Source organism: Protofrankia sp. CiP1_Cm_nod3 (assembly GCF_982290655.1).
In genome coordinates this window covers 1-12,400 of sequence record NZ_CEVIVD010000094.1, presented here as the reverse complement: position 1 = coordinate 12,400, position 12,400 = coordinate 1, and the positions used below count along the sequence as shown (strand labels likewise).

Here is a 12,400-nt window from a genome sequence, read left to right as displayed (position 1 = left end):
CCGCCACGTCCGACCCGGATACACTCTGCTCCGCGGCCACCGCGGATTCCTCGGTTGTTCTCACAAACTACGGAGAATCACACGGTGGCACCCGTTCGGACGCCACGCCGCCACCCCACACAGAGACCACACGCCGGCCACTGTCACTGGAGTACTAGCCGAACATCCCGCGGCATCGCGTACCGCGACGACCGAAAGCTCGCTGATGCCGCCAGCAACCAGCCTTCAAGTGGGCAGCCCGTCTGATTCCGGTCGTTGGACAATCCGGCCGTTCTTGCGCAGCACATAGTCGTCCAGGTCGACCGAGCGCGTCATCGTCCAGTAGTCGACAACGCGCCAGGGCATCGCGGTCACCACGCGGCCTTTGGAGTTGCGGTACCACGTGTCCATGCCCTGGTGCGTCCACACCATCCGCTGGTGCGCCTCGTCGAGCTCCTGGTTGTACCGATCACTGACCTCCGGCCTGCACACGAGGGAGCTGATGCCCTCGCGAAGCATGTGCTGCAGCATCGATGATGTAGTTGATCTGGCTCTCCGCCAGGTAGATGAAGCTGCCGCCGTGACCGAGGTTCGTGTTCGGCCCATACATGAAGAACAGGTTCGGAAAACCTGGCGCTGTGATACCCAGGTACGCGCGAGCATCGTCCGCTCCCCACAGGTCCTGAAGCACCTGTCCATCTATGCCGGTGACCTGGTAACGGACGGGGTTGTGGGCCTCGAAGCCCGTGGCGAGGACCACGACGTCCGCCGGCCGCTCCTCCCCATCAACAGTGACGACTCCCGTCTCTGTCAACGCCGCGACCCCAGCCGTGATGAGCTCCACCTGCGGCTTCTTTAGCGCGGCGAACCACCCGTTGTCCAGCAGCATCCGCTTCCCGAACGGCGGGTAACTGGGCAGGGCCTTCTCCACAAGGTCAGGCCTGCCCTCAAGCTCTCCCATCAGGTACGCCGTGAAGAACTTGCGGTGTGCGTCGTTGACAGCGTTCAGTGAACGTTCCGGGTACGCCCACGCAGGGTCCTTCTGCAACGACGCGTGAATCCGGTCGTTGTAGGCCCAGGCAAGCTTGGAGCGGTACCAGGCGCGGTAGAACGGCACCTTATCCATGAGCCAGTGCACCCGCCCATCAACCGGCCGGAAGTAGTTGCTGTTCGGCGACACCCACTGGGGTGAGCGCTGGTAGACGTCGAGGGCTCCCACCACGTCGGCGATGGCAGGGACAATCTGCATGGCACTTGCCCCGGTCCCGATGACAGCGACACGTTTGCCGGTCAGGTCCAGACCGTCGGGCCAGCGCGCCGAGTGAAACACCGGCCCCTTGAACTGCTTCATCCCCTCGAGCTGGGGGATTTTCGGAACGTTCAGCTGACCGACAGCCGAGATGAGGACGTTTGCGGTCAGGGCCTCTTCCGCACCGGCCGCGTCCCGGACGATGACTGTCCACAGTTCCGCGTCGTCGTCCCAGGACGCTGCCACCGCCGTGGTCTGGAAGCGGATGTTCCTACGGAGGTCGAAGTGCGTGGCGAGCCCGTCCAGGTACTCCTCGAGCTCCGAGCGCTTGCCGAAGTACGTGCTCCACGCACGCGGGAAGAACGAGAGGGAGTAAAGGTGACTCGGGGTGTCGACCCCACAGCCTGGATAGCGGTTCTCGATCCACGTGCCGCCCACGTTGGCATTCTTCTCGACGACCGTGTGGGCGATCCCGATGTCTCGCAGGTACTTAGAGGCGGTCATGCCCGAGATGCCGGCACCGATGACAACCACGTGAAACTCGCCACCAACAGCAATCGGTACCGGCGCGGGCTTGGGCCGGAACCCCATCTGCTCGGCTGTCATCGCCTCGAAGTCCTCGGGAACCTCCTCGGCGACGCACAGCTCAAGCAGCTCCAGCAGCTGCCGACCCGTTGGAGCGGGCATGGCGACCGGTGCCCCCGCAGCCCAGTCCAACACTGCCTGTTCGACCGCTAAGCGGATCTCCTGCTGCACCACAGGAGGAAGGCCGCCGTCATCGTGGTCGTCCGTGCCACGAGCGCGAGTCGGCCGGTAGGGCGGGCGTGTCCACTTGCGGTCGCCGGTGAGCTGCACCAGCAGCGGTACCAGCGTCGGAATGTTGGCCACGGCCAAGGCTTCGTGCAGCACCACAGGATCGATGTGGGTACGAGCCTCAGTGACCGACATCATCTCTCCCTCCGTGGCGACAGGCCACCTGTCGCCAGCGACGACTCACGTGGAGCGACGCCTGTCCTAATTTAGTTTAGATATTGCCCCCGGGCAAGCGGCCCACCCCTCGCGCTTCGCGTGCAACGGTCGCGCATCGTGCGGTAGTTTGTTGGATCAGGGTGGGAGGTAGAGGTGGAGGCCGTGCCCTGTACCGACCGCGGTGATCAGGGCTTGGACGTCATCGGGCGGGGGTGCCGGTGACCAGGCGTGCCAGCAGCGTTGCAGCATGATCCAGGGGGGTTAGCCAGCTGCGGACCGCGCGCAGTGTCACCGGCCAGGACGGCCGCGCCGGCGGGCGGGCTGCTGTGGAACCCCCTCTCTCGCCGGTCGTGCCCACTGCCGGGGTGTTCCTGCCCGGGGGGCGTCTCGGTGAGGGGGGTATGCATCCAACAGAACGAGAACGCGCAGAACACCAAGGTCTGGTGGCGGCGGATCGCGATGTCGGAGCGGACCTGGAAATCAGCCCAGCCCAGTTCGTCCTTGACCTGCTTGTAACCCTGTTCGATCCAGTTCCGGATCCCGTGGATCCGCACGAGCTCGGCCAGGTCGGCGGGCGGGTGCGGGCTGTCGGTCTCGCGTGCCGATCCCGGACGGGGCAGGTTGGTCGCCAGATACCAGCTGCTGTTCTCCGGCAGCCGGGCCGGGTCGGTGGTCGCCACCACCAGACGGATGGTCCCCTCCGGCCCCCACCAGCCCAGCCGGGCCTCAGCTGCCCACCACAGGGCGGTGCGCCCGTCCCGGAACGTGCGGGTCACCGCTGTCCAGTTCCCGGGGTTGTCCGGGCCGCCCCAAGCCAGGTCTCGGGCGGCGTCGACCGGGGTACGGGCGTCGGGTCCGTAGGCCCAGGTGCCCCGGTGGGGTCTGAGGGCCATGACGAACGGCAGCCCCGCGGCGGCCAGCTCGCCGCGGAAGGCGTCGTGGTCGCCGTAGGCGCAGTCCGCCGCCACCGCCCGGAACGCCACCCCGGCCGGGCGGGCCCGCCGGGCCAGGTCCACCGCGATCTGCGGCTTGGTCCGGAACCCGGGATCGTTCTTACCTTTCGGGAAATGGTGGGCGGGGGTGTAGGGCCGGGCGTGCAGCGGATAGTAGAGCCGTTCGTCTGCCCACAGCGTGCTCACCGTGACCACCGCGCTGTCGGTCTTGCCGTACCGGCCCAGCCACTGGCGGCCCACATGCGCGGTGGCCGTGCCGTCCTTGCGATCCCCGGAATCGTCGATCACCAGCACCCCAGCCGCATGCGAGGCGGTCCGCGGATCGGCCTGCAGCAGCGCCACCCGCCGGGTATTGATCTTCCCTGGGTTCCACACCGACTCCGCGAGGAAGAACTGCAGCCGCTGCACCGCCGGATGGGTAGCGCCCACCACCGGCTCGGCCCCAGCCAGGCAGGTCAACGTCTTGTTCCGATCCCGCGGCGCGAGCAGCCCGGTCAGATACTCCCGGAACCCCCGCCGCTGCCCCACCGCCGAGAACAGATCATCGAACCGGACGGCGTAATCCTCCAACGGGCCCGGCGCGGGCGGGCACGGCAGACGTCTGGTCATCGTCAGACCCCCTCACCTCGGAGACGTCCGACAGCGCAGACCTACCCCCACAACCCTGATCCAACAAACTACCGTTAGTAGGCAGGGTGGCGGCCCGGCTGTCGTGCGTGGGTCGGGCGCCGGGTCCGCGGCCCGGATGGTGTCGTGGGGGAAGAACCTGCTGGTCAGGTGGCTGGGGGTAAGGCGTGTAGCGAACCCCCAGCATCGCCTGGTACTGGCGGATCTCAGTCAGATGCCAGGTTCCAGGTCTGGTCGAGCGACTTTGTTTTGTCGGAGGTGCTGGTAGAGGACGTGACGGATCGGGTCGTCGGGTGGGGGGCTGGACCGTTCCCGCTCAACGCAACAGACCCCGGCTGTCGTGCGCCCATGTTTTCCAGCAGAGCGCACTGGCAGCCAAGCGCAAGACGACGAAACCCGAACCCGACGTCAGGTCCCCAAACCGTACCAAAGCCCCAAAAGCTTACAGAATACCCAGTTGCGAGCCCGCCCTTGCCCCTGTTTGGACACTGCTGTAGATTCTAATCTAACAAAGGTTTAACTTAGCGTTGGAGTGGACTCGGCGGATCGCGCGTGACGTGGATGAGGATCGAGTTGTCGGTCTGCCGGAAGGGTGGTCAGCTCAGGTAGCCGGAAACTATCAGGTGGGCGGTTCGTGGCTACGGCGAGTCGCTGGGCCTCTATGCCGAGATCGGGGCACCCGCACATTCGACGTGCTGGGTTCGCGCAGTTCCGGTCATTTCGGTTGTTCGCCAAGTCCTGGCAGCAAAGTCATCGGGCCGCCTACCCGCTGGTTAGGGCCCGTAATGGATTAAGTGACGCCATCGCAACGCCCTGACCTGCGTAGACGCCTCGCAAGAAAGTCACTTATTGTATTCCAGCTCCTTGGACGAGGAGTATCGAGATGAACATACGAGCCCAGCGCCTGTGCGCGTGGTGCGGACCTGTCTTAGCAGTGTTATTCTTTATTGGATTCTGGCTGATCGCTGACTTCATACCGCCGCCGTCACCTGCCGAAAGTCCTGACCAGGTGGCGGTGAGATTCCGCGAACACGCGAACCAGATTCGTTTCGGTCTCCTGCTGACTCTCTATGCCGGCACGCTGACGGTCCCGTGGGTCGCGGCAGTCTCGGTGCAGCTCAAGCGGATAGAGGGGCAGTTCTCCCCCCTCACCTACGCACAGCTCGGGCTCGGGGTGCTTCTCCCGCTCGAGTTCGTCGTCCCCATCTACTTCTGGCAGACCGCCGCTTTCCGCTCCGAGCGCTCTCCCGAAATCGTCCAGACCCTGAACGACCTGGGCTGGTTGCCGTTCACGGGTCTAGTCTACACCATCGTCGCGCAGGCCATCGTGATCGGGATCGCGATCCTCGCGGACCGCCAGGAAAAGCCAATCTTCCCCCGCTGGTCCGGCTACTTCAGTATCTTGGCCGCCCTGCTGTTCTGCCCGGCGGGCTTCGACGTCTTCTTCAAGGACGGCCCGCTGGCATGGAACGGCCTGATTGCCTGGTGGGTGCTGGTCGTCGTGTTCTTCCTGTGGCTGATTGTGCTGTCGGTTGTGCTGCTCGATGCCATACGGCGCCAGGAGGAAGAAGGTCAGGCGAACCGAGCGGAAGCGGTCAGCCAGCAGTGACCAGATGGGTCGCCGGGCAGGCCAGCGACGTGCGGCCAGTGCTCTCGCAGGCAGCCGCCGGGGATCTGTTGTATTCAGCGGAGTCAATATGGAGGGCGGGGTCAAACGGTCGTAGCGACTCCCCGATAGGATGATCGTGTTGGCGTCGAGTGGCTGGATGGTGGATGGGTCGGCGGTGACTTCGACTGGCCGGCGGCCAGATCGCGATACTTACTGGCCAGCACGTCGATGACCGGGCCGTCCTGGCCGACGGCCCGGTACCGGTAGATCCACCGTCTGGAGACCTTCACATAGGTCTCGTCAACACACCACCGATCTCCAGGAATGTGCCGGCAAGGCCGGGCTGCGTCGATCAGCAGCGGGGCGAACTGTTGCACCCACCGGTAGACGGTCATATGATCGATGGCCAGGCCGCGTTCGGCGGGGAGCTCCTCGACGTCCCGATAGGACAGGGCATAGCGCAGGTATCAGCGGACCGCCGGCACGCTTCCCCTCGGGCAGGAACCGGCAATCCGGTGAAGTCCGAGGCGGGGACCGGTGGACGGACGGGACCTCGGCGCATCCACCTACGATTCCTGATCGAGGAACTCACGGATGCAACAGACCCAGGTGCCGGCCTCGACGGTCCGGCGAGAACACCACATCCCGGGCGAGGCCGGGCTGTGGTTGCTGCTCTTCGGCGACATGACGGTCTTCGCCGTCCTGTTCTGTGTCTACCTGAACCAGCGCGGTAAGCAGCTGGAGGTTTTCGCTCATTCGCAGGGCACCCTGAACCGCGACTTGGGGGCGCTGAACACGCTGCTGCTTCTGTCGAGCTCGCTGCTCGTCGTGTTAGCGACGCGCGCGGTCAGGGGAGCGGCCCGGCGCAGCGCTCCGCGCCTGCTGGTCGGCGCGATCGCGTTCGGGCTCGGGTTCGTCGCGGTGAAGGTCGTCGAGTACCACGACAAGATCGCCATGGGGATGACTCCGGACGTCAACAAGTTCTACATGTACTACTTCGTGCTGACCGGGTTGCACCTGGCGCATCTGTTCTTCGGCCTCGTTGTGCTCGTCGTCCTGTTCACACTGTCCCGGAAGGCTGAGCTCAGCGAGGGGCAGTTCGTGCTCTTCGAGGGCGGCGCATGCTTCTGGCACATGGTCGATCTGCTCTGGATAGTTATATTCCCGCTGCTCTACCTGGTGAGGTGAACGATGAGTTCCGTGGTGCGCACGCGTGCGACCGGTGTGTGGCTCATCCTCGTCCTTGCGACGTCGCTGTCTTGGGTGCTGGGTACCGACCATGGCCTCAGCAACGACGGGCATCGGATGGCGAGCGTTGCGATCCTGGTCGTCGCGTTGTTCAAGGCCAGGCTCGTTGGTCTCTACTTCATGGACCTCCGCAACGCACCGGCGGTTTTGCGCGGGTTGTTCGAGGGGTACTGCGTCGCCGTCTGCGCCGTGACGATCTCGCTGTTCCTCCTCGCTTAGATGCTGGGTTCCTCAAGGCCGGGGTAGACCGGAGGAATCCAGCACCAGAGCGCGACGGCGAAGTCGGGCTCGGTGACGGCCCGGACGTCGTCGACGGTCACGCCCGGTGCGAGCTCGCGCAGCACCAGTCCTGCGGGCTCGATGTCGAGCACAGCGAGGTCGGTGATGACGCGCTGGATGCACGCGCGGCCTGTGTAGGGCAGCGAGCACTCTCGTACGATCTTGGGTGAGCCGTCTTTGGTGACGTGCTCCATCATCACGATTGAGCGCTTGGCTCCGTGCACGAGGTCCATCGCGCCGCCCATCCCCTTGACCATCTTTCCGGGGATCATCCAGTTGGCCAGGTCGCCCTTCTCCGACACCTGCATGGCGCCGAGGATCGCGACGTCGATGTGACCGCCGCGGATCATCCCGAACGACGTCGCGCTGTCGAAGTACGAGCCGCCCTTATTGAGGGTGACGGTCTCCTTGCCAGCGTTGATGAGGTCGGGGTCGACGGCGTCCTCGGTCGGGTACGGCCCGACGCCGAGCATGCCGTTCTCGGACTGCAGCACGACGTGTACGCCGTCCGGCACGTAGTTGGGTACCAGGGTAGGCAGGCCGATCCCGAGGTTGACGTACTGCCCGTCCGCGAGCTCGAGGGCGACCCGCGCTGCCAGCTCGTCCCTAGACAGCACGGACGGTCCTCCGCTCGATCCGCTTCTCCACGGACACCTGCACCACGCGCTGCACGAAGATTCCCGGGGTGTGCACCAGGGCCGGATCCAGGTCGCCGGGCTCCACGACCTCCTCGACCTCCGCGATCGTCACGCGACCCGCAGCGGCGCAGAGTGGGTTGAAGTTCTGCGCCGACTTCTCGTAGACGAGGTTGCCGTGCCGATCGCCGTAGCGGGCATGCACGAGGGCGTAGTCGCAGACGATCGCGTGCTCCAGCACGTACTCCACACCGTCGAAGGTGCGGACTTCCTTGGGCTCCGACGCCTTCGCCGCGCCACCCGACCCGTCGTACCGGAGAGGAAGCCCCCCGAGGGCGACCTGTGTCCCGACGCCACCGGGGGTGTAGAAGGCGGGGATACCCGCGCCGCCGGCACGGAGCCGCTCGGCGAGCGTGCCCTGCGGGACCAGTTCGACCTCGAGCTCGCCGGACAGGAACTGCCGCTCGAACTCCTTGTTCTCCCCGACGTAGGAGCCCGTGGTGCGGCTGATCCGTTTGGCTCGCAGAAGCGAGCCCAGGCCCCACCCGTCGACGCCACAGTTGTTGGAGACCGTCTTGAGGTCGTCGACCCCGGTTTCCAACAGCGCCTCGATGAGAGCCTGCGGGATGCCGCAGAGCCCGAACCCGCCAACGGCCAGCGACGACCCGCAGGCGATATCCGTGACCGCTTCGGCGGCACTGCCGACGATCTTGTTCACCGCTTCCCCTCTCCAAAAACGAATTATAGTTAGAAACTAACGTCTTGCAAGCACTTCTCGTGGGATGAAAAGCACTCAAAGGGTCATTAACTCAAAACGGAGGAAGGATAAGTGAGAAAAATCACAGATCGACAGGTGTGAGGGCGGCGACTCGTGGGCCGTGCACCTGGGCAGGGAGACGATGGCGCTGAAGCCCGTTGCAAGGCTGCTCGCGGTCGTGAGCGGCGCCGTTCTGGTGACCACAATGACTGCCCAAACTGCGGACAACTGCGACCCGCCGTGGCGGAGTCCGAGGCGAACTTCGATTCTGGCGGTCATCATGATCGAGGGATCTGGGTCGGCGGTTCAGGCACACCTGTTCTCGAGCCCGCGCCTGCTCCTGCTGGACGAGGTGTCGATGGGACTGGCGCTCGCTGTGGTGGACGAGATCTTCGCCTTTCTCGACCTGCTGGCTCAGGAAGGCTCCAGTCTGCTGCTGGTCGAGCGGTACGTCACGCGGGTGCTCGCCCGTGGGGACTACGTCTACCTGCTCAACCGCGGTCAGGCTCGCTTCGTCGGCGAGCTGACGGAGTGCGAGAGCTCGGACATCTTCAAGGAGCGCGTCGACGTCGACTAGCGATCTTTGGTCTGTGGGTTCTTCACATCTGTGTCACGTTTCAGGCTGCGGGTGCGAGCCGGGCGTGGTCGATGTAGCTGTCGACGTGGCGATCGAGGATGCGGAGCGCGTCGCGCAGCTCGGGTGGGGCCTGGGGCTGGTCGGCCGCGGTAAGCGGGACGAGGAGCCGGTTGTAGACCTTGGTGTAGAAGACGGCGATGCGGATGCCGTCGTCGGTGAGCGTGTAGCGGTTGCGGTGCGGTAGCCGGCGGATCAGGCCGGCCAGGCGCAGCCGGCGCAGGTCATAGGTCCTCTGGCCGGGGCGGTAGTCGCTGCCGAGCAGCCCAGCGATCAGGACACGTAGGTTCTTGTTGGTGAAGCCGGTCGCGGTGAGCAGCGTCTGACACAGGGCGCCGGTCAGGGCCATGACCCGTGGATCACCGAACCGCAGGGCCGGGGTCCGCCGCCCCTCCGTGTCGACGGTGGGGTGCGTGATCCGCTCGAAGGCCGGACTCGCGAGGACACAGCCCTGGCCGACCCGTTCAGCGTCCAGGATCCGGCGGTTGGCCGCACGGGCCTTGGACTGCAGCTCGGGCAGGTGGCGCAGGCGGGCGTTGCAGCCCAGGTCCCGCGGGGCGTTGATGACGGTCTCGATCCGCATGGCCCGACCGTCCTTGAGGTACTGCTTGATGCGGGAGTGCTTGTAGAAGACGTTGACCACGCCACCGCCGTTGTCGCGGCGGTCGATCGCGGTGCGGAAGGTTCCCTTCATGTCACGGCGGATGAGGCGTCCGAAGATGATTTCCCCGTTGTGCGGGCGGCCGAGGTCGAGGTTGTCGGCGATGAGCGCCTCGAAGAAGCCGCGGGCGTGCCGGGGCGCGTCGAACACGAGGGTGCGGGAGATCTCGATCTGGCGCATGGAGGTTTCCCACCAGTAGCCGGCGTCCCGGTCGGTGGCGGTGAGCGGCAACGGCAGCCGGGCCAGCCAGCGCTGCACGAACACGTCGATCGCGCCCGGGTTCAGCCGGTCGCAGATCTCCTGCAGCGCGGCCGGGCCGGCGGCGGCGGCGAACCCGTTGGACAGCTCGGCAAAGCCGATCCCGGCCCGGGTCGCCTGGCGTTTGGCCCACGCGTGCCCGCCCCGCCAGATCTTCGCCGGATACGGGAAGTAGCTGCACATCTTGATGAACGCCGGGCCGAAGTCGGCGTCCCACACGGAGAAGTAGGAGCAGGACACCCGCCGGTCGGTTTTGGTGAACGACCACTGCACCGCCCCGGTGGCGGTGTGGCGTTCGTAGGCGGTCCAGACCCGCTGGAACTCCTGGGCCACCCCGGTCGCGGCGACCCCGGACCGTCCGGTCGCGGCCTGGCGATCCAGATGCGGACGCATCAGCTCCAGCTTGCCGCCCACGTCGTCCCTGCCGAAGCGCACCCACGGGAGGCCGTTGGCCTCAGCGAACGAGGCGACCGCGCGGCGGAACCGCTGGCCGATCTGGTTGAACAGCGCCGGCGACGGAAACGGGTAGCCCAGGTGACCGGACAGGAACGCCGTGACCTGCGCGCTGGTCTGCAACGTCGGCACGTAGGCGTTGAGATAGATCCGGTCCAGGCACTGGATGTCCAGCGCCACGTGCCCGTCGAGCACCTCGTTGACCGTCACCGTATGCGCACCCATGACCGGCCTCCTGACACGGCTACGGTCGCCAGGATGCGCCGGCCGGCACCGGGGCCGCCAGCCCAGCCGCGCTGCTCGGCGGTCCGAGGCGAAGCCTCACTGCTACTACAGCCGCACTTGTACTACAGCCGCACTTGGTACTCCAGCCGCACTTGGCGGCGGTGATGTGTTCCAGGACGACGGTGGGACTTTCGTGGGGAAGCGCCTCGATATTGTCCGCCTCAACGAGGACCTGGGTGGGATCAAGTCCGGTCTGGCGTGCCGTGACCGTGGCGGCGACGTGCAGCCAGTGAGCGGCTGCGACCGCGGCGGCGGTGGGCTCCACCTCGGTGAACAAACGACTGTCCCCGAAGGGATTGTCAGCCAGGAGCACGTCGGCGGCAGCGACCTGGAGGGGGGAGGCGTCGGCGCGGGTCAGGGCGATGGCCTGGCGGGCCCGTCCGGAGAGGTCACCGCGTTCAGCCTGCTCGACGGCGTCGAGCTCCGCGGAGACATCAGCGAGGATCTGTTCGGCGAGGTTCTGGTTCCCGATCGCGTGGAGGGCACGCCCGACGCGGTGTGCAGCTTCTTCGACGATCACATAGGACTGCAGCAGGGTGCCGTTGTGAGGTAGGTGAGGGCGCCGGATCACGGCGAGCACACTGGCGAATGCTGTGCGGTCGCTGGCGCGACGCCAGCCTTCGCTGCCGACACGCAGACTCGGTGTGGCACTGGCCGGATGGGTGTAGGTACGCCACGCCGCCGCAGCCAGGAAGGTCAACTGTTCGGCCAACCGGAAGGCGTCGCGCTCGACAACGGCCGTGGGGAGCGTGGCGACGGTTGCGGCCAGATCCCCGGTTCCAGTAGCCCAGGAGACGAGGAGGGCACGCTGGCCAGGGTCGTAGGCATACCGGCTCATCGCAGACCTCTCCTCCCGCCGTCTCCTCCCGCCGTCGCCAGGCTGCCGCACATCGGGTGCGCCAGGGAAGCCACAACAGCCCCGGGATACGGACATGCCGTCGATCATCGGTTTTTACAGTCCGTAACCGCGACCGAAAGAGCGACATGTAGTTGCCGTCGCAACGTCACCACCATGTCACCACCAGAACATCTCATAGCTCTTAATGGCGATCTCCGCGGCCTGTTCGCGCAGGTCACGGGGGGTGGACCTCCTCCGCCACTACTCCAAAAATCTTGACCTCCTCAACGACCTCAAATGGCTACTCAAAGTAATAAAAGATAACGAAAATAACAATGAGCCGGATGAACCGGACCTTCACGACCAAGCGGCCCGCCACCGCGGAGACCGCCCATGAGTACTGCCCGCCAGGCCGAGCCCTGGCGCAACACCATCCTCCTCGGCGACGCCCGCACCCGCCTGGCCGACCTGCCGCCGGCCTCCGTGGACTGTGTCATCACCAGCCCGCCCTACTACGGCCTGCGGGACTATGGTGTATCCGGCCAGATCGGCCTGGAAGCCGACGTCACCGGCTGGGTGGCCGGCCTCCGCGCCGTCCTGGCCGAGGTCGCCCGGGTGCTCAAGCCCAGCGGCGTGCTGTGGCTGAACCTCGGCGACGGCTACAGCCGCCATCCCCGCGAAGGCGCGCCGGTCAAGAGCCTGCTGCTCGGCCCGGAACGGCTGGCCCTCAGCCTGCTGGCCGACGGCTGGCGCTTACGCAACAAGGTCATCTGGGCCAAGATCAACCCGATGCCCGCCAGCGTCCGGGACCGGCTGAGCGCCGGCTACGAGGTGATCTACTGCCTGACCCGGTCCCGGTCATACTTCTTCGATCTGGATGCCATCCGGCTGCCGCACCGCAGCGCCCAACCGCCGCAGGCCGGCGCCACCGGCCGGGCCTATCCCCCGGCCTCAGCAGTGGCCACG

12 protein-coding genes and 1 pseudogene are annotated in these 12,400 nt (G+C 66.0%); 5 read left to right on the top strand and 8 right to left on the bottom strand.

Annotated elements, in window-relative coordinates; translation table 11 throughout:
* Nucleotides 1–225 precede the first annotated feature (225 nt).
* The 3 genes from AC5LUJ_RS16895 to AC5LUJ_RS16885 form a co-directional block, all read right to left on the bottom strand.
* Nucleotides 226–471: a hypothetical protein gene (locus tag AC5LUJ_RS16895; RefSeq protein ID WP_493465271.1), complete on the bottom strand. Its 246-nt coding sequence runs from the start codon at nt 469–471 to the stop codon at nt 226–228.
* Nucleotides 449–2,179: a flavin-containing monooxygenase gene (locus AC5LUJ_RS16890; protein WP_493465270.1), complete on the bottom strand. Its 1,731-nt coding sequence runs from the start codon at nt 2,177–2,179 to the stop codon at nt 449–451. The genes AC5LUJ_RS16895 and AC5LUJ_RS16890 overlap by 23 nt, the downstream gene beginning before the upstream one ends.
* 203 nt (nt 2,180–2,382) lie before the next feature.
* The gene (locus tag AC5LUJ_RS16885; protein WP_250285361.1) at nt 2,383–3,759 is read right to left on the bottom strand and encodes an IS701 family transposase; all 1,377 of its coding nucleotides are present in this window, start codon (nt 3,757–3,759) and stop codon (nt 2,383–2,385) included.
* A 901-nt stretch (nt 3,760–4,660) separates the two neighbouring features.
* Between AC5LUJ_RS16885 and AC5LUJ_RS16880 the strand changes: the two genes are divergently transcribed.
* A complete protein-coding gene (locus tag AC5LUJ_RS16880; RefSeq protein ID WP_250285370.1) occupies nt 4,661–5,386 on the top strand; it encodes a hypothetical protein in 726 nt (241 codons plus the stop codon).
* Nucleotides 5,387–5,536: 150 nt separating this feature from the next.
* Here the strand turns inward: AC5LUJ_RS16880 and AC5LUJ_RS16875 are convergent.
* Nucleotides 5,537–5,948: pseudogene (locus AC5LUJ_RS16875) on the bottom strand (DDE-type integrase/transposase/recombinase); the annotation flags it as partial.
* A gap of 32 nt (nt 5,949–5,980) precedes the next feature.
* Here AC5LUJ_RS16875 and AC5LUJ_RS16870 point away from each other — a divergent pair.
* Entirely contained in the window at nt 5,981–6,574 is a 594-nt protein-coding gene (locus AC5LUJ_RS16870; protein WP_250292260.1) for a cytochrome c oxidase subunit 3, read from the top strand.
* A 3-nt stretch (nt 6,575–6,577) separates the two neighbouring features.
* Entirely contained in the window at nt 6,578–6,853 is a 276-nt protein-coding gene (locus AC5LUJ_RS16865) for a cytochrome C oxidase subunit IV family protein (RefSeq protein WP_131790692.1), read from the top strand.
* Here the strand turns inward: AC5LUJ_RS16865 and AC5LUJ_RS16860 are convergent.
* Both AC5LUJ_RS16860 and AC5LUJ_RS16855 read right to left on the bottom strand, forming a co-directional pair.
* A complete protein-coding gene (locus tag AC5LUJ_RS16860; protein ID WP_250287186.1) occupies nt 6,850–7,530 on the bottom strand; it encodes a CoA transferase subunit B in 681 nt (226 codons plus the stop codon). The two genes, AC5LUJ_RS16865 and AC5LUJ_RS16860, sit on opposite strands and share 4 nt — an antisense overlap.
* Entirely contained in the window at nt 7,520–8,266 is a 747-nt protein-coding gene (locus tag AC5LUJ_RS16855) for a CoA transferase subunit A (protein ID WP_131790693.1), read from the bottom strand. The genes AC5LUJ_RS16860 and AC5LUJ_RS16855 overlap by 11 nt, the downstream gene beginning before the upstream one ends.
* Before the next feature lie 319 nt (nt 8,267–8,585).
* Here AC5LUJ_RS16855 and AC5LUJ_RS16850 point away from each other — a divergent pair, with 319 nt between their 5' ends.
* Nucleotides 8,586–8,882, top strand: a complete 297-nt coding sequence (locus tag AC5LUJ_RS16850) for a P-loop NTPase family protein (RefSeq protein WP_250287184.1) — start codon at nt 8,586–8,588, stop codon at nt 8,880–8,882.
* Between the two features lie 40 nt (nt 8,883–8,922).
* Here the strand turns inward: AC5LUJ_RS16850 and AC5LUJ_RS16845 are convergent, their stop codons facing one another.
* A complete protein-coding gene (locus tag AC5LUJ_RS16845; RefSeq protein WP_493465269.1) occupies nt 8,923–10,536 on the bottom strand; it encodes a hypothetical protein in 1,614 nt (537 codons plus the stop codon).
* Between the two features lie 19 nt (nt 10,537–10,555).
* Complete coding sequence (locus AC5LUJ_RS16840; RefSeq protein WP_493465268.1) at nt 10,556–11,434, bottom strand: hypothetical protein; 879 nt, start codon at nt 11,432–11,434, stop codon at nt 10,556–10,558.
* 393 nt (nt 11,435–11,827) lie between these two features.
* On the opposite strand from AC5LUJ_RS16840, the gene AC5LUJ_RS16835 reads away from it, so the two are divergent.
* Nucleotides 11,828–12,400, top strand: a 573-nt coding sequence (locus tag AC5LUJ_RS16835) for a DNA-methyltransferase (protein ID WP_493465267.1), incomplete at its 3' end; no start/stop codon positions are given.

What these genes read in the sequence shown, in the direction of transcription:
- AC5LUJ_RS16885 (WP_250285361.1), bottom strand. Translation starts at nt 3,759, where the DNA reads ATGACCAGACGTCTGCCGTGCCCGCCCGCGCCGGGCCCGTTGGAGGAT.
- AC5LUJ_RS16880 (WP_250285370.1), top strand. Translation starts at nt 4,661, where the DNA reads ATGAACATACGAGCCCAGCGCCTGTGCGCGTGGTGCGGACCTGTCTTA.
- AC5LUJ_RS16870 (WP_250292260.1), top strand. Translation starts at nt 5,981, where the DNA reads ATGCAACAGACCCAGGTGCCGGCCTCGACGGTCCGGCGAGAACACCAC.
- AC5LUJ_RS16840 (WP_493465268.1), bottom strand. Translation starts at nt 11,434, where the DNA reads ATGAGCCGGTATGCCTACGACCCTGGCCAGCGTGCCCTCCTCGTCTCC.
- AC5LUJ_RS16845 (WP_493465269.1), bottom strand. Translation starts at nt 10,536, where the DNA reads ATGGGTGCGCATACGGTGACGGTCAACGAGGTGCTCGACGGGCACGTG.
- AC5LUJ_RS16890 (WP_493465270.1), bottom strand. Translation starts at nt 2,179, where the DNA reads ATGATGTCGGTCACTGAGGCTCGTACCCACATCGATCCTGTGGTGCTG.
- AC5LUJ_RS16850 (WP_250287184.1), top strand. Translation starts at nt 8,586, where the DNA reads ATGATCGAGGGATCTGGGTCGGCGGTTCAGGCACACCTGTTCTCGAGC.
- AC5LUJ_RS16865 (WP_131790692.1), top strand. Translation starts at nt 6,578, where the DNA reads ATGAGTTCCGTGGTGCGCACGCGTGCGACCGGTGTGTGGCTCATCCTC.